The sequence below is a fragment of the Pseudomonas sp. BF-RE-22 genome, assembly GCF_019956155.1.
GTDB lineage: Bacteria > Pseudomonadota > Gammaproteobacteria > Pseudomonadales > Pseudomonadaceae > Aquipseudomonas > Aquipseudomonas migulae.
Map to the genome: position 1 here is coordinate 147,728 of NZ_JAHBDD010000044.1, position 20,261 is coordinate 167,988.

General features: G+C 59.2%; 16 protein-coding genes. 10 read left to right on the top strand and 6 right to left on the bottom strand.

Translation table 11 applies throughout. From position 1 onward, the window contains the following. Positions 1-63: 63 nt before the first annotated feature. Positions 64-504 carry a universal stress protein gene (locus KGA82_RS20565; RefSeq protein WP_008028495.1) on the bottom strand — a complete coding sequence of 147 codons (441 nt, stop codon included), beginning with the start codon at positions 502-504 and terminating at the stop codon, positions 64-66. A 104-nt stretch (positions 505-608) separates the two neighbouring features. Here KGA82_RS20565 and KGA82_RS20570 point away from each other — a divergent pair, with 104 nt between their 5' ends. The 7 genes from KGA82_RS20570 (at position 609) to KGA82_RS20600 (ending at position 9,135) form a co-directional block, all read left to right on the top strand. Then, positions 609-1,046, top strand: coding sequence for a hypothetical protein (locus KGA82_RS20570; RefSeq protein ID WP_008028493.1), 438 nt, complete (start codon positions 609-611; stop codon positions 1,044-1,046). 602 nt (positions 1,047-1,648) lie between these two features. Further along, complete coding sequence (gene fadB, locus KGA82_RS20575) at positions 1,649-3,796, top strand: fatty acid oxidation complex subunit alpha FadB (RefSeq protein WP_207285084.1); 2,148 nt, start codon at positions 1,649-1,651, stop codon at positions 3,794-3,796. Positions 3,797-3,828: 32 nt separating this feature from the next. Next, complete coding sequence (gene fadA, locus KGA82_RS20580) at positions 3,829-5,004, top strand: acetyl-CoA C-acyltransferase FadA (RefSeq protein WP_008028488.1); 1,176 nt, start codon at positions 3,829-3,831, stop codon at positions 5,002-5,004. 98 nt (positions 5,005-5,102) lie between these two features. Beyond that, entirely contained in the window at positions 5,103-5,339 is a 237-nt protein-coding gene (locus tag KGA82_RS20585; protein ID WP_008028485.1) for a DUF1653 domain-containing protein, read from the top strand. A gap of 114 nt (positions 5,340-5,453) precedes the next feature. Continuing rightward, positions 5,454-8,081 (top strand): type I DNA topoisomerase, encoded by a 2,628-nt coding sequence (gene topA / locus KGA82_RS20590; RefSeq protein WP_008037710.1) that lies wholly within the window; start codon positions 5,454-5,456, stop codon positions 8,079-8,081. A 141-nt stretch (positions 8,082-8,222) separates the two neighbouring features. Beyond that, positions 8,223-8,747 (top strand): DUF6586 family protein, encoded by a 525-nt coding sequence (locus tag KGA82_RS20595; protein WP_008028481.1) that lies wholly within the window; start codon positions 8,223-8,225, stop codon positions 8,745-8,747. Between the two features lie 154 nt (positions 8,748-8,901). Continuing rightward, a complete protein-coding gene (locus KGA82_RS20600; protein ID WP_008028479.1) occupies positions 8,902-9,135 on the top strand; it encodes a hypothetical protein in 234 nt (77 codons plus the stop codon). Positions 9,136-9,221: 86 nt separating this feature from the next. Here KGA82_RS20600 and sulA read toward each other — a convergent pair whose 3' ends face one another. Both sulA and lexA read right to left on the bottom strand, forming a co-directional pair. Further along, positions 9,222-9,695 (bottom strand): SOS-induced cell division inhibitor SulA, encoded by a 474-nt coding sequence (sulA, locus tag KGA82_RS20605; RefSeq protein ID WP_008028477.1) that lies wholly within the window; start codon positions 9,693-9,695, stop codon positions 9,222-9,224. 10 nt (positions 9,696-9,705) lie between these two features. Beyond that, entirely contained in the window at positions 9,706-10,314 is a 609-nt protein-coding gene (lexA, locus tag KGA82_RS20610) for a transcriptional repressor LexA (protein ID WP_007944149.1), read from the bottom strand. Positions 10,315-10,543: 229 nt separating this feature from the next. On the opposite strand from lexA, the gene KGA82_RS20615 reads away from it, so the two are divergent. From KGA82_RS20615 to KGA82_RS20625, 3 genes are all read left to right on the top strand, one after another. After that, the gene (locus KGA82_RS20615) at positions 10,544-11,251 is read left to right on the top strand and encodes a TetR/AcrR family transcriptional regulator (protein WP_008028474.1); all 708 of its coding nucleotides are present in this window, start codon (positions 10,544-10,546) and stop codon (positions 11,249-11,251) included. A 158-nt stretch (positions 11,252-11,409) separates the two neighbouring features. Next, positions 11,410-12,420 (top strand): beta-N-acetylhexosaminidase, encoded by a 1,011-nt coding sequence (nagZ, locus tag KGA82_RS20620; RefSeq protein WP_223452188.1) that lies wholly within the window; start codon positions 11,410-11,412, stop codon positions 12,418-12,420. 12 nt (positions 12,421-12,432) lie between these two features. After that, positions 12,433-13,170 (top strand): S-methyl-5'-thioinosine phosphorylase, encoded by a 738-nt coding sequence (locus KGA82_RS20625; protein ID WP_008028469.1) that lies wholly within the window; start codon positions 12,433-12,435, stop codon positions 13,168-13,170. 136 nt (positions 13,171-13,306) lie between these two features. Here the strand turns inward: KGA82_RS20625 and KGA82_RS20630 are convergent, their stop codons facing one another. Genes KGA82_RS20630 through mfd form a run of 3 tightly spaced genes read right to left on the bottom strand, consistent with a single transcriptional unit; the run spans position 13,307 to position 20,035 of the window. Further along, on the bottom strand, positions 13,307-15,997 hold the full coding sequence (locus tag KGA82_RS20630) for a DEAD/DEAH box helicase (protein WP_223452190.1): 2,691 nt from the start codon (positions 15,995-15,997) through the stop codon (positions 13,307-13,309). A gap of 11 nt (positions 15,998-16,008) precedes the next feature. Then, positions 16,009-16,575: a CsiV family protein gene (locus KGA82_RS20635; protein ID WP_008028464.1), complete on the bottom strand. Its 567-nt coding sequence runs from the start codon at positions 16,573-16,575 to the stop codon at positions 16,009-16,011. A gap of 10 nt (positions 16,576-16,585) precedes the next feature. After that, on the bottom strand, positions 16,586-20,035 hold the full coding sequence (mfd, locus tag KGA82_RS20640) for a transcription-repair coupling factor (protein WP_008028463.1): 3,450 nt from the start codon (positions 20,033-20,035) through the stop codon (positions 16,586-16,588). Between the last annotated feature and the right edge of the window lie 226 nt (positions 20,036-20,261).

A 20,261-nucleotide genomic window follows, 5' to 3' on the forward strand; every position in this document is an offset into this window, starting at 1 on the left:
TGGCATTGATGTCGACTGATGCATCGTGATCGCCAGCAAGCCGGCTCCTACAAGGATCGGTTATCAGCTTTTGTTTTGCAGGCGCACGGCAAGTACGTCGCAAGGTGCGCCGTGCAGTACGTCATTGGCGGTGGAACCCAGCAGCAATGCCAGGCCATGCCGGCCATGGCTGCCCACCACGATCAGGTCGCAGGTTTGCTCTTTGGCCAGGTGATGAATCTCCTGGCGTGGCTGGCCGTAGGTCAGGTGGCTGTACTCTTTGGAGAGTTCCGGGTACTTCACGATCAGCCGGTCAAGACGTTCCTTGGCCTGATCGAACTGTTGCTGCTGCAACTGGGAAAGGTCCATCGGCACGTCGCCGCCAAAGGCCATGGCCATCGGCTCGACAATGTGCACCAGGGACAGTTTCGCGCCGTTGCTCACCGACAGTTCGCGAGCTCGGTGGATGACAGGGTCGCACTCTTCGGTCAGGTCTACAGCGACCAGAATGTGGTTGTAGGGCATGAGGTGCTCCTCCTGAGGATTGCAATATTGGTAAGTATGGCTGGTTTCAAGCGCAGTGTTTTCAAAGTGACTCAAAGCGCTCATCAAGAATCGGGAGTACAGATATGACGGTCTGGATAGTGGTGTCAATCCTGTTGGTGGTTCTCAGTCCGCTGGCGTGGTTGCGTCCGTCCCGTGGGCAGAGCGGCCGCATGGCCCTGCGCATGGAGGCGCGACGCATCGGGCTGGCCATGCAGCTGGCGCCTCAGGAGTGGCCGCACTGGCTGAGCCAGGAACCGCCGAGCCCTTGCGCGCAGTACCATCGACCGCGTCGCGGCAATCAGCCTGCGTGCTGGAGTTACTGGCAAAAGTCGCCAGGTGTTTGGGTGAATCAGTGGCAGGAGGTCTGCGAGGATCCGGCGTTGCTGATTCATTTCGAAAAGTTGCCGGCCAACGTCTACAAGGTCGAAGCGGACAAGCAGATGATCACGTTGTACTGGGGCGAGAAGGGCGAAGCGACAGTTTTGCAACAAATCGATGCAACCCTCAAAGCATTAGCCTGACTCTCGATCCCCTGTAGGAGCGAGCGGTGCGGCGATCCGACTTGCCCGCGAAGGCGTCCAACCTGACACACCGCTTTCGCGGGCAAGCCTCGCTCCTACGATTGTCCAGGCAATAAAAAGCCCGACATTCAACATCGGGCTGGAGTTGGCCAGGCAGGCCGGTAATTCGCTGTGCGCTGATCTTACGCCGGGCATTCGCCGACGCGTTCATATTTTTTCCTCAACCTCCCGCCCAGCGTAGCCCGTTAAACAAAGGCTGCCGTGAATTAGGGCGACTTTTCTAACTATTGATTCTATGAATGGCCTCACATGCAGCCGGGTGTTGCAGGTCTTCGTGTTACGGAAATGACCGGAAAGTCGCGTTTCAACCCGTGTTTTGGGCGATTGACAATTGTCGGAAATTCCGTGAAGGTGACGTACCCAAATCAAACGGGCGTATGAATTGAGCGTTTGTATTTCAGATCGCTCCTACAGAATCCCGACTATCGCGTTGGCGGGTGTGCCGGGTGGATTGGCGTAGCATCGACGATAAACGTCACTGCCAAGCCATTCGCCTGCTTCCGACGTGTACTGTTCAGCTTCCATATCGTGGAGATCAGTTGATGATTTACGAAGGTAAAGCCATCACGGTTAAGGCTCTTGAAAGTGGCATCGTCGAATTGAAATTCGACCTCAAGGGTGAGTCCGTCAACAAGTTCAACCGTCTAACCCTGAACGAACTGCGTCAGGCCGTAGACACCATCAAGGCAGATGCTTCGATCAAGGGTGTGATCGTCAGCAGCGGCAAGGACGTGTTCATCGTCGGCGCCGACATCACCGAATTTGTCGAGAACTTCAAGCTGCCGGATGCAGAGCTTGTCGCTGGCAACCTCGAAGCCAACAAGATTTTCAGCGATTTCGAAGACCTCAACGTCCCGACTGTCGCCGCGATCAACGGCATCGCCCTGGGTGGCGGTCTGGAAATGTGCCTGGCGGCGGACTACCGCGTCATGTCCGTCACGGCCAAGATCGGTCTGCCGGAAGTCAAGCTGGGCATCTACCCAGGTTTCGGCGGCACTGTACGCCTGCCGCGCCTGATCGGTGCCGACAACGCCATCGAGTGGATTGCCGCCGGTAAGGAAAACCGTGCTGAAGACGCGCTGAAAGTCGGCGCCGTCGATGCAGTGGTTGCACCTGAGAAACTGCAGGAAGCCGCTCTGGAACTGATCAAGCGCGCCATCTCCGGCGAGTTTGATTACAAGGCCAAGCGTCAACCGAAGCTGGAAAAGCTGAAGCTGAACGCCATCGAACAAATGATGGCTTTCGAAACCGCCAAAGGTTTCGTGGCAGGCCAGGCTGGCCCGAACTACCCGGCACCGGTCGAAGCGATCAAGACCATCCAGAAAGCCGCGAACTTCGGTCGCGACAAAGCGCTGGAAGTCGAAGCCGCTGGTTTCGTCAAACTGGCCAAGACCTCTGCCGCGCAGAGCTTGATCGGTCTGTTCCTGAACGACCAGGAACTGAAGAAAAAGGCCAAGGCCTACGACGAAATCGCCAAAGACGTGAAGCAGGCTGCCGTATTGGGCGCCGGCATCATGGGTGGCGGTATCGCTTATCAGTCGGCCTCCAAAGGCACGCCGATCCTGATGAAAGACATCAACGAGCACGGCATCGAGCAAGGCCTGGCTGAAGCCGCCAAGCTGCTGGTCGGTCGCGTTGATAAAGGTCGCATGACCGCGGCGAAAATGGCCGAAGTGCTCAACGGCATTCGTCCGACCCTGTCCTACGGCGACTTCGGTCACGTGGATCTGGTGGTTGAAGCGGTCGTCGAGAACCCTAAGGTCAAGCAGGCTGTGCTGGCTGAAGTGGAAGACAAGGTCAAAGAGGACACCATCCTCGCGTCCAACACCTCGACCATTTCCATCACCTTGCTGGCCAAAGCCCTCAAGCGTCCGGAAAACTTCGTCGGCATGCACTTCTTCAACCCGGTGCACATGATGCCGCTGGTTGAAGTGATTCGTGGCGAGAAGTCCAGCGAGCTGGCCGTTGCCACTACCGTTGCCTACGCCAAGAAAATGGGCAAGAACCCGATCGTCGTCAACGACTGCCCGGGCTTCCTGGTCAATCGCGTCCTGTTCCCGTACTTCGGCGGTTTCGCCAAGCTGGTCAGCGCCGGTGTGGACTTCGTCCGTATCGACAAGGTCATGGAAAAATTCGGCTGGCCGATGGGCCCGGCGTACCTGATGGACGTGGTCGGCATCGACACCGGCCACCACGGTCGCGACGTTATGGCTGAAGGCTTCCCGGACCGCATGAAAGACGACCGCCGTTCGGCTGTTGACGTGCTCTACGAAGCCAAGCGCCTGGGCCAGAAGAATGGCAAGGGCTTCTACGCCTACGAGACCGACAAGAAGGGCAAGCAGAAGAAAGTTGCCGACCCGTCGGTACTGGAAGTGCTCAAGCCAATCGTCTTTGAACAGCGCGAAGTGACTGACGAAGACATCATCAACTGGATGATGATCCCGCTGTGCCTGGAAACCGTGCGCTGCCTGGAAGACGGCATCGTCGAAACCGCTGCCGAAGCCGACATGGGTCTGGTCTACGGTATTGGTTTCCCTCCATTCCGTGGCGGTGCGCTGCGCTACATCGATTCGATCGGTGTTGCCGAGTTCGTTGCCCTGGCTGACCAGTACGCTGATTTGGGCGCGCTGTACCACCCGACCGCAAAACTGCGTGAAATGGCCAAAACCGGCCAACGGTTCTTCGGTTAAGCGTCCCAACTTTTGAGCGAGAGTGAAATTTTATGAGCTTGAATCCAAGAGACGTCGTGATTGTCGACTTCGGTCGTACTCCGATGGGCCGCTCCAAGGGCGGCATGCACCGCAACACCCGTGCTGAAGATATGTCGGCACACCTGATCAGCAAATTGCTGGAACGCAACGTCAAGGTCGACCCGAACGAAGTCGAAGACGTGATCTGGGGCTGTGTGAACCAGACCCTGGAGCAGGGCTGGAACATCGCTCGCATGGCGTCGCTGATGACTCAGATCCCGCACACCGCTGCCGGCCAGACCGTCAGCCGCCTGTGCGGCTCGTCGATGAGCGCTCTGCACACTGCTGCGCAAGCGATCATGACCGGCAACGGTGACGTATTCGTCGTCGGCGGCGTCGAGCATATGGGCCACGTGAGCATGATGCACGGTGTCGATCCGAACCCGCACATGTCGCTGTACGCGGCGAAAGCCTCGGGCATGATGGGCCTGACCGCTGAAATGCTGGGCAAAATGCACGGCATCACTCGCGAACAGCAGGACGCTTTCGGCGTGCGCTCCCACCAGCTCGCCCACAAGGCGACTGTGGAAGGCAAGTTCAAAGACGAAATCATCCCGATGCAGGGCTACGACGAGAACGGTTTCCTGAAACTGTTCGACTACGACGAAACCATTCGTCCGGAAACTACCCTGGAAAGCCTGGCGGCGTTGAAGCCAGCGTTTAACCCGAAGGGTGGCACCGTGACAGCCGGTACTTCGTCGCAAATCACCGATGGTGCTTCGTGCATGATCGTGATGTCGGCGCAGCGTGCACAGGACCTGGGTATCCAGCCTCTGGCGGTGATTCGTTCGATGGCAGTGGCAGGTGTGGATCCGGCAATCATGGGCTATGGTCCAGTACCGGCAACACAGAAAGCACTGAAGCGCGCGGGCCTTGGCATCAACGATATCGACTTCTTCGAGCTCAACGAAGCTTTCGCCGCACAGGCCCTGCCAGTGCTGAAAGATCTGAAAGTGCTCGACAAGATGAACGAGAAGGTTAACCTGCACGGCGGCGCGATCGCCCTGGGTCACCCGTTCGGTTGCTCCGGTGCGCGTATCTCCGGCACTTTGCTGAACGTGATGAAGCAAAATGGCGGCACCTTCGGGGTAGCCACCATGTGCATTGGTCTCGGCCAAGGCATCTCCACCGTCTTCGAACGCGTTTAAGCGTTCCGATGACGGAAGCCGGGGCCAAGTGCCCCGGTTTTTGTTTTTCCGGATTTATTTTGTTTTTATTTTGAAAAAATTTGAGTGAGGGCCAAACCATGCCGATACAACCTGGGCTCTACCAACATTACAAAGGTCCGCAGTACCGCGTATTCAGTATTGCGCGGCATTCGGAAACGGAAGAAGAAGTGGTCTTCTACCAAGCCCTGTATGGCGATTACGGCTTTTGGGTGCGCCCCTTGAGCATGTTCCTGGAGTCGGTCGAGGTTGACGGTGAACAGGTGCCACGCTTTGCTTTGGTGCAAGCCGAACCGAGCCTTTTTACCAAGCCATAAGCTGAGAGCGCGCAGAACCCTGCGCTTGACCTCACCTTGCAGCCACTATATATAGCGGTGCCGCGTCAGGCGCCAACCGCCTTTCACTTCTAGAATTCAGGAATTTTCTGATCCATGGGCAAATCGCTGGTCATTGTGGAATCCCCGGCTAAGGCCAAGACCATCAACAAGTATCTGGGTAACCAATACGTGGTGAAGTCGAGTATCGGCCATATCCGAGACCTGCCCACCAGCGGTTCGGCTAGCGCCAGCAAAGAGCCAGCCGCCAAGCGCGGCAAAGCCGCTGCGGGTGAAGGTCCGGTGCTCTCGCCTAAAGAGAAAGCGCGCAAGCAGCTGGTCTCGCGCATGGGTGTCGATCCCGATCATGGCTGGAAAGCCAAGTACGAGATCCTCCCGGGCAAGGAAAAGGTTATCGAAGAGCTGCGCCGGCTCGCCAAGGATGCTGACACCATCTATCTCGCAACCGACTTGGATCGCGAGGGGGAAGCCATTGCCTGGCACCTGCGCGAAGCCATCGGTGGTGACGACAGCCGCTACAAGCGCGTGGTGTTCAACGAAATCACCAAGAAAGCGATTCAGGAAGCCTTCTCCAAACCAGGCGAACTGGACATCGACCGCGTCAACGCCCAGCAGGCGCGTCGTTTCCTCGATCGTGTGGTGGGTTACATGGTTTCGCCGCTGCTGTGGGCCAAGATCGCCCGTGGCCTGTCCGCCGGTCGCGTGCAGTCGGTTGCCGTGAAGCTGGTGGTGGAGCGTGAGCGTGAAATCCGCGCGTTTATCCCGGAAGAGTACTGGGAAGTCCACGCTGACCTCGGCACCGCCAAGGGCGCTACCGTGCGTTTCGACGTCGCTCGCGAGAAGGGCGAAGCGTTCAAGCCGCTGAACGAAGCCCAGGCCATGGCTGCGCTGGAGAAGCTCAAGGCTTCCAGCTACAGCATCGTCAAGCGCGAAGACAAACCGACCAGCAGCAAGCCGTCGGCACCGTTCATCACGTCCACCCTGCAGCAGGCTGCGAGCAACCGCCTGGGCTTCGGCGTGAAGAAAACCATGATGATGGCCCAGCGCTTGTACGAAGCCGGCTACATCACTTATATGCGTACTGACTCCACCAACCTCTCGGCCGATGCCGTGACGATGGCGCGTACGTATATTGAAGGCGAATTCGGCAAGAAGTACCTGCCGGAAACCCCGAACGTCTACAGCAGCAAGGAAGGCGCACAAGAGGCTCACGAAGCGATTCGTCCGTCTGACGCCAACACCGAGCCAAGCAAGCTGTCGGGCATGGAGCGTGATGCAGAGCGGCTTTACGAGCTGATCTGGCGCCAGTTCCTTGCCTGCCAGATGCTGCCGGCGCAATACCTGTCGACCACGGTCACCGTCGGTGCCGGCGATTTCGAGCTGCGCGCCAAGGGCCGTATCCTCAAGTTCGACGGTTACACCCGCGTCATGCCGCAAATCGCCAAGCCTGGCGATGACGACGTGCTGCCGGACATGGCCCAGGGCGACGCGATGAAGCTGATCAAGCTTGATCCGACCCAGCACTTCACCAAGCCGCCGGCGCGTTACTCGGAAGCGAGCCTGGTGAAAGAAATGGAAAAACGCGGTATCGGTCGTCCTTCGACCTACGCGGCGATCATTTCGACCATCCAGGACCGTGGTTATGTAGCGCTGCACAACCGTCGTTTCTACTCGGAAAAGATGGGTGACATCGTCACCGAGCGTCTGTCCGAGAGCTTCTCCAATCTCATGGACTACGGCTTCACCGCCGGCATGGAAGAGAATCTCGATGACGTGGCCCAGGGCGAGCGCGACTGGAAAAACGTGCTGGACGAGTTCTACGGCGACTTCAAGAAGAAGCTCGAAGTGGCCGAAAGCCCGGAAAGCGGCATGCGTGCCAACCAGCCAGTGATGACCGACATTCCGTGCCTGACCTGTGGCCGTCCGATGCAGATCCGTACCGCATCGACCGGCGTTTTCCTCGGTTGCTCGGGTTACAGCCTGCCGCCGAAAGAGCGCTGCAAGGCCACCGTCAACCTGGTGCCGGGTGATGAAATCGCCGCGGACGACGAGGGTGAATCGGAATCGCTGGTGCTGCGTGGCAAGCATCGTTGCCCGATCTGCAGCACGGCGATGGACGCTTACCTGCTCGACGAAAAGCGCAAGCTGCACATCTGCGGCAACAACCCGGATTGCGACGGCTACGAAATCGAAGAGGGCACTTACCGCATCAAGGGCTACGAAGGTCCGAGCCTGGAATGCGACAAGTGTGGCAGCGAGATGCAGCTCAAGACGGGCCGTTTCGGCAAGTTCTTCGGTTGCACCAACGCAACGTGCAAGAACACCCGCAAACTGCTGAAAAGCGGTGATGCGGCGCCGCCGAAGATGGACCCGGTGAAGATGCCTGAGCTGAAATGCGAAAAGGTCAACGACACCTACATCCTGCGCGACGGGGCTTCCGGCCTGTTCCTGGCCGCCAGCCAGTTCCCGAAAAACCGCGAGACCCGTGCGCCGCTGGTCATGGAAATCATCCCGCACAAGGATGAGATCGATCCGAAGTACCACTTCCTCTGTGAAGCGCCGAAAAAGGACCCGGACGGTCTCCCTGCCGTGATCCGTTACAGCCGCAAGACCAAAGAGCAGTACGTGCAGACGGAAGTCGACGGTAAGCCGACTGGCTGGAAAGCGTATTACGACGGCGGCAAGTGGACGGTTGAAGACAAGCGCCCGGCAGCCAAAGCTTAAACGGCGCTGTACTTGAAAGGCCGCATGACAACCCTCGGGTTTTCATGCGGCCTTTTTGTTTGGGGCTTGCGGTGTGCTTGGGTGATCCACGACACTGTCTGACCTGCGTGAAGCAATTATTTCGTTGTGGAGGCTGCCGTCATGGCCCACGAACTCTATACCCGTACCAATCAGAAGATTTATTTCGCCGGCCTGTCACTGGAAGCGCTTGCCAAGGCTGAAGAGGGGCGGGCGATGAACTCCCTGGCGCTGATTCAGGCCGGGCGCGAATCGGCGTTGTTTCACTTGTACGGTGCGTTGCTGGGGCTGTGCCATGAAATTGCCGGTTTCTATCGCTTGCCTCAGGCCAATGCGCCTCGGGCAGAGATGTTGCTGACTCGGGAAGTACTGGAAGCCATTGCCATTCCCGAAATGGCCGAGATGGTCGAGTTGGCGCAAAACCCGGAAACCTGGTTGGCCAAGCTGCTGTCGGCTCATGCTGCGTTGTTCCAGCCGCCGCGTGCACCGCACAAACCCAAGGGCGACGTGACGCAGCCGCTGATCCTGGCCGTTAATCTGGATGAAGAAGATTCGCCGGAAGAGCTGAGCCGGGAGGAGTTGGAGAGCTGGCGTCAGAACCTGAAAGGCCTGGCGATTCGTTTTCGCGAAGGGTTGAACGAGTGTTGAAGGGTTGAGTGTTTAACGGAGGGGCCGACGGGCTGTCCGTTTCAGGGATGAGTGCTGTGAGAAATGTCTCTTCGTAATGGCATCTGGTCAAGATCCTGAGCGAAGCCTGTCCGATGCCTATATAATCGCCGCCTTTCGTGGAGAACAGACCTTTATGCCAACGTCCTTTCTAGAAATTGTCGAGTTACCAGACGGCCGAATCGAGCTGCGCAGGGCCGAGGACGAGGGTTCTCTGGTTACTTTGGATTTCTCTGAGGATGCCAAAGCGTTCCTGCAGGGCCAACACGTGGAAGTCGCCAAGGCGATGTTGAGCGTCGGCGTTCAGATGGCTGGCCGCTTGGTTGAAGGTGATTTCAATACGGATGAGAGCTCACGGGTCCTTCATTGATCCCGTTCGTCGCTTTTTCCTGATACCGCTACAGACCGGCTTCTCTATCCTTGGAGAAGCCCCGCGCAGTTCAGTGCGTGCTTCGTTTAACCCAGTCGAATGTTCAGGCTTTGTGCGTCCCCGGTCCGGGCGGCGCTGATCAACTGTTGTCGTGAAGTGGTGCTCAGTGGATTGAGCCAGCTGACGACCGTGTGGCTGCGACCCAGACGCAACGCTTCGCAGGTCAGCTGTTGTGCACTCTGGGTGCCGCGCGGTTGCAGCAACAGAATGCGTTCACGATTCAGGCCGGCGTCTCGAAGCCAGGTTTGTGTCAGGCTGGCCGGCGGGGCGATCAATGTCAGCCAGCGCGCGTCCTGATCCTCGCTCAGTTCCCTGAGGATCGGTGCCAGAAGGCTCAGGCAGTTCCCGGCCGCACCACGCAATGACAGCTCACTGAAAACTTCAGGTTCGGCGCTCCAGGGCGACTCGACCACATCCTTCAGAATCGGTGCCATCGGCTGCACCATGAACGCCTCGAACAACGGCAGTTGGGCTTGCTGTGATGTGTGTGGGAACTGCATAAAGCCTCCTTTAGCGGCGAATGACGCCGACACTCAAGCCTTCGATCACCAGTTCCTGATCTTTCAGGTTCACTTCGATGGGGGCGAATTCAGGGTTTTCTGCAATCAACCAGACTTTGCTGCCGTCACGCTTGAAGCGTTTGACCGTTACTTCGTCGCCGATCCGCGCCACCACGATCTGGCCGTTGCGGGCCTCACGGGTGGTATGGACAGCCAGCAGGTCGCCGTCGAAAATGCCCACGTCCTTCATGCTCATGCCATGAACGCGCAGTAAATAGTCAGCGCGAGGATGGAAAAAGGCAGGGTTGATGTTGCAGGATTCTTCGATGTGCTGCTGGGCAAGGATCGGTGCGCCGGCAGCCACTCGGCCAATGATGGGCAGGGTGGATTCGTCGGCCTTGGCTTCGAAACCAGGGATGCGAATGCCGCGGGATGCGCCCGGCGTCATCTCGATTGCACCCTTGCGAGCCAGCGCCTTGAGGTGTTCTTCCGCTGCGTTGGGCGACTTGAAACCCAGTTCCTGAGCGATTTCCGCGCGGGTCGGCGGGTAGCCGTTGTCTTCCAGGCAGCGTTTGATGAAGGCCAGAATCTCGGCTTGGCGTGGCGTCAGCTTTAGCATATTGATCGCTCTGTCTTTTTATACAGTGACTGGGATTATATACAGTGAAAGCGACTTGGCAATGCCCCTTTTTTTACCGGCCGCCAGACGGTCGATCAGCCGGCTGATTAAAGCGTCGTCGTTGTATGGTTAAATAGCTGACCGGCCATTCCCAAAACGAACCGCCAGACTTGACAAGGCCTGGACTGAAACGTATGTTTCAAACAAGTGTTTGTCAGGCGGAGTAGCCATGGCCCAGTCGGAAACCGTTGAACGCATTCTTGATGCTGCCGAGCAGTTGTTCGCGGAAAAAGGTTTCGCAGAAACCTCGTTGCGTCTGATCACCAGCAAGGCCGGTGTCAATCTGGCGGCGGTGAACTATCACTTCGGGTCGAAGAAGGCGCTGATTCAAGCCGTCTTCTCGCGTTTTCTCGGGCCATTCTGTTTAAGCCTTGATAAAGAGCTGGAGCGGCGTCAGGCCAAGCCCGAGAACAAGCCGACACTTGAAGAGCTGCTCGAAATCCTCGTCGAGCAAGCCCTGGTGGTACAGCCACGCAGCGGCAACGATCTCTCGATTTTCATGCGTTTGCTGGGGCTGGCGTTCAGTCAGAGCCAGGGTCACCTGCGTCGTTATCTGGAAGACATGTACGGCAAGGTATTCCGTCGCTACATGATGCTGGTCAACGAAGCCGCGCCACGCATTCCACCGATCGAGCTGTTCTGGCGCGTGCACTTCATGCTGGGTGCGGCAGCGTTCAGCATGTCCGGTATCAAGGCCTTGCGTGCGATTGCCGAGACCGATTTCGGCGTCAACACCTCCATTGAGCAAGTGATGCGCCTGATGGTGCCATTTCTGGCTGCTGGCATGCGCGCAGAAACCGGCGTGACCGACACGGCCATGGCCACCGCGCAATTGCGTCCGCGCAGCAAATCGACACAGGTTGCCGCTAAGGTTTAACCGCGCACGGGTGGGCGCGGCAGCTGACATCCGCTAAGCTAGCCGCCCATGCCGACTCTCGTTCTGAACCCGCTCCCCATAGATATCGCCGACCTGCCGGGCACAGCCCACGGCGGCGAACGCGTGCGAGCCGGGTTTATCGTTATCAAGGAATCTCTATGACTGCTGGCCTGCAAGGCTCGTTGATGGTGGACGTCGCCGGTACCTGGCTGACGGCTGAAGATCGCCAATTGTTACGCCAACCGGAAGTGGGCGGCCTGATCATTTTTGCCCGCAACATCGAACACCCGCGTCAGGTGCGCGAACTGAGCGCCGCCATCCGCGCCGTTCGACCTGATCTGCTGCTGGCAGTGGATCAGGAGGGCGGGCGGGTGCAGCGCCTGCGCCAGGGCTTCGTGCGACTGCCGGCCATGCGCGCCATTGCCGACAACCCGAACGCCGAATACCTGGCCGAGCAGTGCGGCTGGATCATGGCGACCGAAGTGTTGGCCGTCGGCCTCGACCTGAGCTTTGCCCCGGTGCTGGATCTGGATTACCAGCGCAGCGCCGTGGTCGGTACCCGTTCTTTCGAAGGTGACCCGGAACGCGCCGCGCTGCTGGCGGGTGCATTTATCCGTGGCATGAACAGCGCCGGCATGGCCGCCACCGGTAAACACTTCCCCGGCCACGGCTGGGCGGAGGCCGATTCCCACGTCGCGATCCCGAATGACGAGCGCAGCCTCGATGAAATCCGCGCCAACGACCTGGTGCCGTTTGCCAAATTGAGCAAGCAACTGGCCGCCGTGATGCCGGCCCATGTCATTTATCCACAAGTCGATTCCCAGCCGGCCGGCTTCTCCCGCCGCTGGTTGCAGGACATCCTGCGCGGCGAGTTGCAGTTCGACGGCGTGATCTTCAGCGATGACCTGTCGATGGCCGGCGCTCACGTGGTCGGCGATGCTGCCAGCCGTATCGAAGCCGCGCTGAGCGCTGGTTGCGACATGGGCCTGGTGTGCAACGACCGCGCCGCTGCGGAGCTCGCGCTGAGTGCCGCCCAGCGTCTGAAGGTCAAGCCGTCCGAGCGCATTGCGCGGATGCGCGGCCAGTCGTACGCCGGCACTGAATACCGTCAAGACCCGCGCTGGCTGACGGCCATTGGTGCGCTCAAAGACGCTCAACTGATTGAATAAGGACTTTACGTTATGACGGTTTACGCGATTATCGGTGGCACCGGCCTGACTCAACTGGAAGGCCTGAGCATTCGTCAGTCACTGGCGGTGGACACCCCTTATGGCACGCCTTCGGCCGAGGTGCAGATCGGTGAGTACGCCGGCAAGGAAGTGCTGTTCCTCGCGCGTCATGGTCACCCGCACCGTTTCCCACCGCATCAGGTGAACTACCGCGCCAACCTCTGGGCACTTAAGCAGGCCGGCGCCGAAGCGATTCTTGCGGTCAACGCAGTCGGTGGGATTCATGCCGCGATGGGCACCGGGCATTTCTGCGTGCCGCATCAACTGATCGATTACACCAGCGGTCGCGAACACACCTATTTTGCCGATGACCTGGAACAGGTCACCCACATCGACTTCAGCTATCCCTACAGCGAACCGCTGCGCGAGCAATTGATCGCGGCATTGGCAGCTGAAGGCGTTGGCTACAGCAGTCATGGCGTGTACGCCTGCACGCAGGGACCGCGTCTGGAAACGGTGGCGGAGATTGCGCGACTGGAGCGCGATGGTTGCGACATCGTCGGCATGACCGGTATGCCGGAAGCGGCATTGGCGCGTGAGCTGGAGCTGGATTACGCGTGCCTGGCGTTGGTGGTGAACCCAGCGGCGGGCAAGTCGACGGCTGTGATTACCATGGCCGAGATCGAGCAGGCGTTGCATGACGGAATGGGCAAGGTGAAGTCGACGTTGGCGCGGGTGTTGAAGGGCTGAGATAGCCTTTAGGCCGAGTCGCTCCCTTCGCGGGCAAGCCTCGCTCCTACAGGTTTTATGCAGATCGCAAATATTGCGATCGACTCAAAGACTGTAGGAGCGAGGCTTGCCCGCGAAGGCGATTTCAAGCCGGCAACTACTTATCGATCTTCTCCGGCAGCGGCGCAAACAACGCCTCGATATCATCACTCTGCAACTTCCAGTCCCCAGCCTTGCGCCCATCCAGCACGCCTGCCGCCAAGTCGGATTTTTCCTTCTGCAGGTGCTGAATTTTCTCTTCCACCGTGCCCCGGGCAATCATCTTGTAAACGAACACCGGTTTCTCCTGGCCGATGCGATATGCGCGGTCGGTTGCCTGGTTTTCCGTCGCCGGGTTCCACCACGGGTCGTAGTGAATCACCGTATCCGCTTCCGTCAGGTTCAAGCCAACACCACCTGCCTTCAAGCTGATCAGAAAGATCTGACGCTTGCCGCTCTGGAAGTCTTTCACCGGGGAGCGTCGGTCGCGAGTCTGTCCGGTCAGCAACGCATACTCCACGCCGCGCTTCTTCAGTTCGACCTCGATTAACGCCAGCATCGAAGTGAACTGCGAAAACAGCAGAATCCGTCGGCCTTCCTCGAACAACTCCTCAAGCATTTCCATCAGGCTGTCGAGCTTGCCCGAGGTGCTTGCGCGCGTCGGCAGGGCCGCGTCGTTGACCAGGCGCAAGTCGCAGCAGACCTGACGCAGCTTCAGCAGCGCCTCAAGGATGATGATCTGGCTGCGTGCCACACCTTTGCGGGTGATTTCGTCGCGGACTTTCTTGTCCATCGCCAAGCGCATGGTTTCGTACACATCGCGCTGGGCTTCGTTGAGCTCGACCCAATGGATGATTTCAGTTTTCGGCGGCAACTCCGTCGCTACCTGCTCTTTTGTCCTGCGCAGCAGGAACGGTTTGATCCTGCCGTTGAGGTGTTGAAGTCGTACTTCGCTGGCGCGCTTTTCAATCGGCACGCGGTAATCACGGTTGAAACTCTTCACATCGCCGAGCCAGCCGGGCAGCAGGAAGTGAAACAGCGACCACAGCTCACCCAGGTGGTTTTCCAGTGGCGTACCGCTCAGGCACAAACGCTGGCGTGCATTCAGTTCGCGCGCGGCGTGGGCGGCTTTGCTGTTGGGGTTCTTGATGTATTGCGCTTCGTCCAGCACCAACACGTGCAGTGGCTGTGCGGCCAGGCGTTCGACGTCCTTGGGCAGCAGCGCATAGGTGGTGAGGATCAGGTCGTAATCGGCCAGACTGTCGAAATGCTTTTTACGACTGGCGCCGTACAGTGCCAGCACCTTCAGTTGCGGCGTGAAGTGCGCCGCTTCGTCGAGCCAGTTGGGAATCAGGCTGGTGGGCATCACCACCATGCACGGACGATCGAGGCGCCCGGCGTTTTTCTCACTGAGAACATGCGCCAGGGTTTGTAGGGTTTTGCCCAGGCCCATGTCATCCGCGAGAATCCCGCCAACTTCCAGTTGCCGCAGCGACTGCATCCAGCTCAAGCCTTCCAGCTGGTAGGGGCGCAAGGTCGCGTTCAAGCCTTCCGGTGCTGTCGCGGTGTAGTCCTTGATGTCCCGCAGACGCTGGGCAAAGCTGCGCATCTGTTCGCCACCTTCCCAGAGCAGCGGCAGGTCTTCCAGCGGATTCAGGCGTGTCGCGTCGGCCTTGCTCAGGCGCAGCGTGGTTTCTCCGGGCTCTTGCAGATAGAACTCGCCGAGGGTCGCCAGCACCGGTTTCAATCGGCCAAAGGGCAGGGCGACTTGCAACGGCCCATGCTCGGAGTTCGGGCGATGGGGGATGTTCACCAAAATCAATTCATCGTCGCGACGCCGTGCGAGGCGTTCCGGGTTGAGGATCTCGGTGTGGGAGCGCATCAGGTTCAACAGGATGGGCAGCAGACTCAACCGCTCACCATTGACGATGATCCCCAGTTCCAGATCAAACCAGTCGCGCTCCGGCGCCTGTTCGACGGTGGCGTACCAGTCGTCCACGGCGGTCAGGTCGAAACCGAAATCCTCATCGATCTGCAACTCCCAGCCTTGGGTGCGCAGCTTCGGCAGCTCGTTGAGCGTGAAGGTCAGCCAGGCACTGTCATTGACCATTTCATAGAGTTCGCCGGCACTTTCCGGCAAGGCTTTACTTTGCCGGGTGGCGATCTTGAAGCCAAGGATTCGTAACTGTTCCCTGTAGGCCTGTTCGACTTCCGGGTGGCGTTTTATCCGTAATGTCTGCGCCTCCTGACGTATCAGGATGTCGGCGTTTTTCTGCCCGCAAACGTATTCATCCAGATAGCTGAAGGACAACGCAGCGCGATGCTGGATGTAACGCTGCATCTTGCCGTTGCGCGGCTCGAAGGCGCTGAACTCAATGCTTGCCAGCCACAGGCGCGGCACCGGTTGCACGTTGTCCACCAGCACTTGCGGCGGTGCTTTCGGGTTGCGATTTTCCAGTACGGCCTGAAGTTTTTCCAGCAATTCGGCGTCTTGAGCGGCGGCGGGGTAGGCGAGGGTTTCCTGCACCTTCAACAGCACGGCTGCGCAATGTTTGCAGTTGCTGCGGACCGGGCATGTACACGTGGCATCGACCATCAGCAGCGTGCTTTTGGCTGACTCGCGCAGGCGAATGGTCTGACGGTAAACGTTACCGCCAGAACCTTCGCACGCGGCCGTAATGGTTGCGTCGCCGACTTCCACGATCCTGACGCGGTTCTCCAGCGCATAGCGGCGGCCGCGCTCCAGGCTTTGTTCCTTGAATCGACTGACCCATGAAGGTGCCAGGGGTTTGCTCAGGGTCGCGGGCATAGGGACTTCAATCAGTCCGGAATTTGTTCGGGGACTGGCCGAGGCGCAGGGGCGGTGAGCGAGGTGATCTTGATCAGCAGGCCGAGGTGACCGTTGTCGAGGAAGTTCAACTGGCCGTTCTTGGTGTGGCTTTCTTGTTTGAGGCGTTCGCTGGCGGTCACCATGCCGTTGGCGTCGATCTGGTTGACCCAGAAGTCGGCGTCAACGTCGGTGAAACGCCCCAGTTTCAGGTTCAGCGTGCCCTCGATCGGGAATTGGCCGAACTGTTCCTTGCCGTCGCTGACCGCAACTTTGCTGGCTTCTTCGCCGAGATTTTGCTGCCAGGCCTTGTGCAGCAACACCGTGTATTCATTGCTGGCGGTGAGTTTTTCCACTTCGCCATTCAGGCTCGGCGTACGCAGGCTCTCGGGGCGGATTTGCTGGGCGCCGGCGGCCCAGTCTTCCGGCGCGGCGCGGCTGACGATGGCGGGCACGGCGTTTTGCCGGACCAGAATCATTTCGATCTGATACAGGTCATCGGCAAATGCCGTTGGGGCGACCAGGGTGGTCAGCAAAGTCAGTAAACGAAACAGGCGCATGCGGCGTCCTTCAAGCAGTTTTCGGAATGAGGCATTCAAGCAATGCCTCTACAGTATTAAAGCGCTCTTCCGGGCGCTCCATCGGGACCATGAATTTAAACATCGTGGCCCCTTCGAATTTGTAGCGTTTAGGCTGGCCCTGAATCAGTTTGATCAGGGTCAGCGGATCGACCGGTGTCTGCGCCGCGAACTCGATTCGGCCGCCTTGCGGGCCACCGTCGACTTTCTTGATCCCCAGCACTTCGGCTTGCAGCTTCAGCCCTGTGATGCGCATCAGGTTCTTGGTTGGCTCCGGCAGCAGGCCGAAACGGTCGATCATCTCGACTTGCAGGTCCTTGAGACCATCCTCATCGGTGGCCGAGGCAATGCGCTTGTAGAGAATCAGCCGCGCGTGGACATCCGGCAGATAGTCTTCGGGAATCAGCGCCGGAACACGCAAATTGACTTCCGGGCCACCGCCCAACGGCTGATCGAGATTCGGTTGTTCGCCCTTGCGGATCGACTTCACCGCACGCTCGAGCATCTCCATGTACAGGGTGAAGCCGACCGCCTGGATCTGCCCGCTCTGGCCGTCGCCCAACAGTTCACCGGCGCCACGGATTTCCAGGTCGTTGGTGGCGAGCACGAAGCCCGCACCGAGGTCCTGGGTATTGGCGATCGCTTCCAGGCGCTTTTCTGCATCTGGGGTGATTTGCTGGCGCGGCGGTGTCAGCAGATAAGCATAGGCCTGGTGGTGACTGCGACCGACGCGGCCGCGCAACTGGTGCAACTGCGCCAGGCCGAATTTGTCGGCGCGCTCGATGATGATGGTGTTGGCGCTCGGCACGTCGATGCCGGTCTCGATGATGGTCGAGGCGATCAGTACGTTGAAGCGCTTGTGGTAGAAGTCGCTCATCACCTGTTCGAGTTCGCGCTCGCGCATCTGCCCGTGGCCGATGCCGATTCGCGCTTCCGGCACCAGTTCGGCGAGGTCGGCGGCGCATTTCTCGATGGTCTTCACGTCGTTGTGCAGGTAGTAGACCTGGCCGCCACGCAGCAGCTCCCGCAGCAACGCCTCTTTGACCGTGCTCTTGTTCTGCTCCATGACGAACGTCCGCACCGACAGGCGACGGGCCGGCGGCGTGGCGATGATCGACAGGTCGCGCATGCCGGACACTGCCATGTTCAGCGTGCGCGGAATCGGCGTGGCGGTCAGCGTGAGGATGTCGACTTCACTGCGCAGGGCCTTGAGCTGTTCTTTCTGGCGGACACCGAAACGGTGTTCTTCGTCGATGATCACCAGCCCGAGGTTTTTGATTTTTACGTCGTCTTGCAGCAGCTTGTGCGTGCCAATGACGATGTCGATCTTGCCTTCGGCGAGGTCGGCGACGGCGGCATTCACTTCCTTGGCCGACTTGAAGCGGCTCATCACTTCCACGGTCACCGGCCAGTCGGCGAAGCGGTCGCGGAAACTGTTGTAGTGCTGTTGGGCGAGCAGGGTGGTCGGCACCAGGATCGCCACCTGACGGCCGCCGTGCACCGCAATGAACGCTGCGCGCATCGCCACTTCGGTCTTGCCGAAGCCGACATCGCCGCAGACCAGCCGGTCCATCGGCTTCGGTGCGAGCATGTCGGCGCGCACGGCTTCGATGGTGGTTTGCTGGTCCGGGGTTTCTTCGAACGGGAACCCGGCGCTGAAAGTGGCGTAATCGGCTTTCGGATCTTCGAAGGCATAACCTTCGCGAGCAGCGCGGCGGGCATAGATGTCGAGCAATTCCGCCGCCACATCGCGCACCTGTTCGGCGGCTTTGCGTTTGGCTTTCTGCCAGGTTTCCGAGCCGAGACGGTGCAATGGGGCCAGGGCATCGTCGCTGCCGGTGTAGCGGGCGATCAGGTGCAGGTTGGCCACCGGCACGTACAGTTTGGCGCCTTCTGCGTATTGCAGGGTCAGGAACTCGGCGGCTTGATCGTCGATTTCCAGCGTCGCCAGGCCCAGATAGCGGCCAACGCCGTGATCGATGTGCACCACCGGGGCGCCTTCGCGCAGTTCGGTGAGGTTTTTGATCACGGCGTCGTTGTTGGCGTCGGCGCGTTTTTCACGGCGACGACGCTGCATAACACGCTGACCGAACAACGGACTTTCGGCGACCAGCGCCAGGGCCGGATCGTCGAGCACCAGGCCTTCATCGAGCGGTGCGATGGTGATCGCCAGGCGCTCCTTGCTCGCGACAAAGTCGGGCCAGCTGTCGACGGTTTTCGGTCGCAGCTTCAGGCGTTCCAGCAGTTCCAGCAGCACTTCACGACGGCCCGCAGATTCGGCGGTGAACAGCACGCGACCAGGGAACTCGTCGAGGAAACCGGCCAGCGCGGCCAGCGGTTGAGTGGCTTTGGCTTCGATGGCCAGGTTCGGTAGTTCTCGCGCCGGGAAGCGCTCGCGGCCGACACCGGTTTCCACGTCCTGTTGACTGGCGACGACGCGCGGCCAGTTCTTCAGGCGTGCGAAGCAGTCCTCCACCGGCAGGAACAATTCGGCTGGCGGTAATAAAGGACGGGACGGATCGACACGGCGCTCTTCATAACGATTGCGCACGTCGTTCCAGAAATTTTCCGCCGCCTGCTCGATGCCCGGCAGGGAAAACACCTGGGTGTCCTGGGGCAGGTAATCGAACAGGGTCGAGGTTTCGTCGAAGAACAGCGGCAAGTAGTACTCGATACCCGCCGGTGTAATCCCGCTGCTTAAGTCCTGAAAGATCGGGCAACGGCGGAAATCGACATCGAAGCGCTCACGGAAGCGTGCCTTGAAACGGGTGACCGCATCTTTCTGCAGCGGGAATTCCCGTGCAGGCAACAAGCGGACGGTGTCGACTTTATCGATGGAGCGCTGGTTTTCCGGATCGAAGGTACGCAGCGTCTCGATTTCGTCATCGAACAGGTCAATCCGGAAGGGCAGTTTGCTGCCCATCGGGAACAGATCGATCAGCGAGCCGCGGACGGTGAATTCGCCGTGCTCGTACACCGTGTCGACGTAGCGATAACCGCTGGCCTCCAGTCGGGTGCGCATTTGCTCGACGTCGAGCTTCTGGCCAACGTCCAGCACCAGGCTGCTGCCGAGCAGGAATTTGGTCGGCGCCAGGCGGTGCAGGGCCGTGGTGATCGGCACCACCAGCACGCCATGGCTCAACTCCGGCAATCTATATAGAGCAGCGATGCGCTGGGAAATGATGTCCTGGTGTGGCGAAAACAGATCGTAGGGCAGGGTTTCCCAGTCCGGGAAATGCAGCACCGGCAAATCCGGGGCGAAGAAACCCAGCTCCTGCTCCAGCCGCTCGGCACTTTGGCTGTCGGCGGTCAGTAGCAGGGTAAAGCGCTTGGCAGCGCTGGCAGCCTCGGCAATGGCCAGGCTCAGGGCGGCACCGGGCAGGTTGCCCCAGTGCTGTTTACCTGCCGCGGCAGGGAGAAGCGGTAGACGCAGAACGGGCACGGAAGGTTGAGCTCCAAGCGTTGCGACAAAGTCGGTAATTGTAGCGGCCCCGGGTGCCGCCTGTCAGTTGCTGACTGTGTCTATTACGCAGGTTTGGCGAAATGTAGTGGTAAAGACAAAAAACGCCGGTTTTTTGCTGAAAATTACTGATTATGTAGTGGCAAAACGACTGAGTGTTACGGAGGGTTACGGATAAGGCGGCGATGTCTCCAAAAAATTGACTTCG

Coding starts and splice junctions, on each gene's coding strand:
- KGA82_RS20565 (WP_008028495.1), bottom strand. CDS start 504: ATGCCCTACAACCACATTCTGGTCGCTGTAGACCTGACCGAAGAGTGC.
- KGA82_RS20570 (WP_008028493.1), top strand. CDS start 609: ATGACGGTCTGGATAGTGGTGTCAATCCTGTTGGTGGTTCTCAGTCCG.
- fadB (WP_207285084.1), top strand. CDS start 1,649: ATGATTTACGAAGGTAAAGCCATCACGGTTAAGGCTCTTGAAAGTGGC.
- fadA (WP_008028488.1), top strand. CDS start 3,829: ATGAGCTTGAATCCAAGAGACGTCGTGATTGTCGACTTCGGTCGTACT.
- KGA82_RS20585 (WP_008028485.1), top strand. CDS start 5,103: ATGCCGATACAACCTGGGCTCTACCAACATTACAAAGGTCCGCAGTAC.
- topA (WP_008037710.1), top strand. CDS start 5,454: ATGGGCAAATCGCTGGTCATTGTGGAATCCCCGGCTAAGGCCAAGACC.
- KGA82_RS20595 (WP_008028481.1), top strand. CDS start 8,223: ATGGCCCACGAACTCTATACCCGTACCAATCAGAAGATTTATTTCGCC.
- KGA82_RS20600 (WP_008028479.1), top strand. CDS start 8,902: ATGCCAACGTCCTTTCTAGAAATTGTCGAGTTACCAGACGGCCGAATC.
- sulA (WP_008028477.1), bottom strand. CDS start 9,695: ATGCAGTTCCCACACACATCACAGCAAGCCCAACTGCCGTTGTTCGAG.
- lexA (WP_007944149.1), bottom strand. CDS start 10,314: ATGCTAAAGCTGACGCCACGCCAAGCCGAGATTCTGGCCTTCATCAAA.
- KGA82_RS20615 (WP_008028474.1), top strand. CDS start 10,544: ATGGCCCAGTCGGAAACCGTTGAACGCATTCTTGATGCTGCCGAGCAG.
- nagZ (WP_223452188.1), top strand. CDS start 11,410: ATGACTGCTGGCCTGCAAGGCTCGTTGATGGTGGACGTCGCCGGTACC.
- KGA82_RS20625 (WP_008028469.1), top strand. CDS start 12,433: ATGACGGTTTACGCGATTATCGGTGGCACCGGCCTGACTCAACTGGAA.
- KGA82_RS20630 (WP_223452190.1), bottom strand. CDS start 15,997: ATGCCCGCGACCCTGAGCAAACCCCTGGCACCTTCATGGGTCAGTCGA.
- KGA82_RS20635 (WP_008028464.1), bottom strand. CDS start 16,575: ATGCGCCTGTTTCGTTTACTGACTTTGCTGACCACCCTGGTCGCCCCA.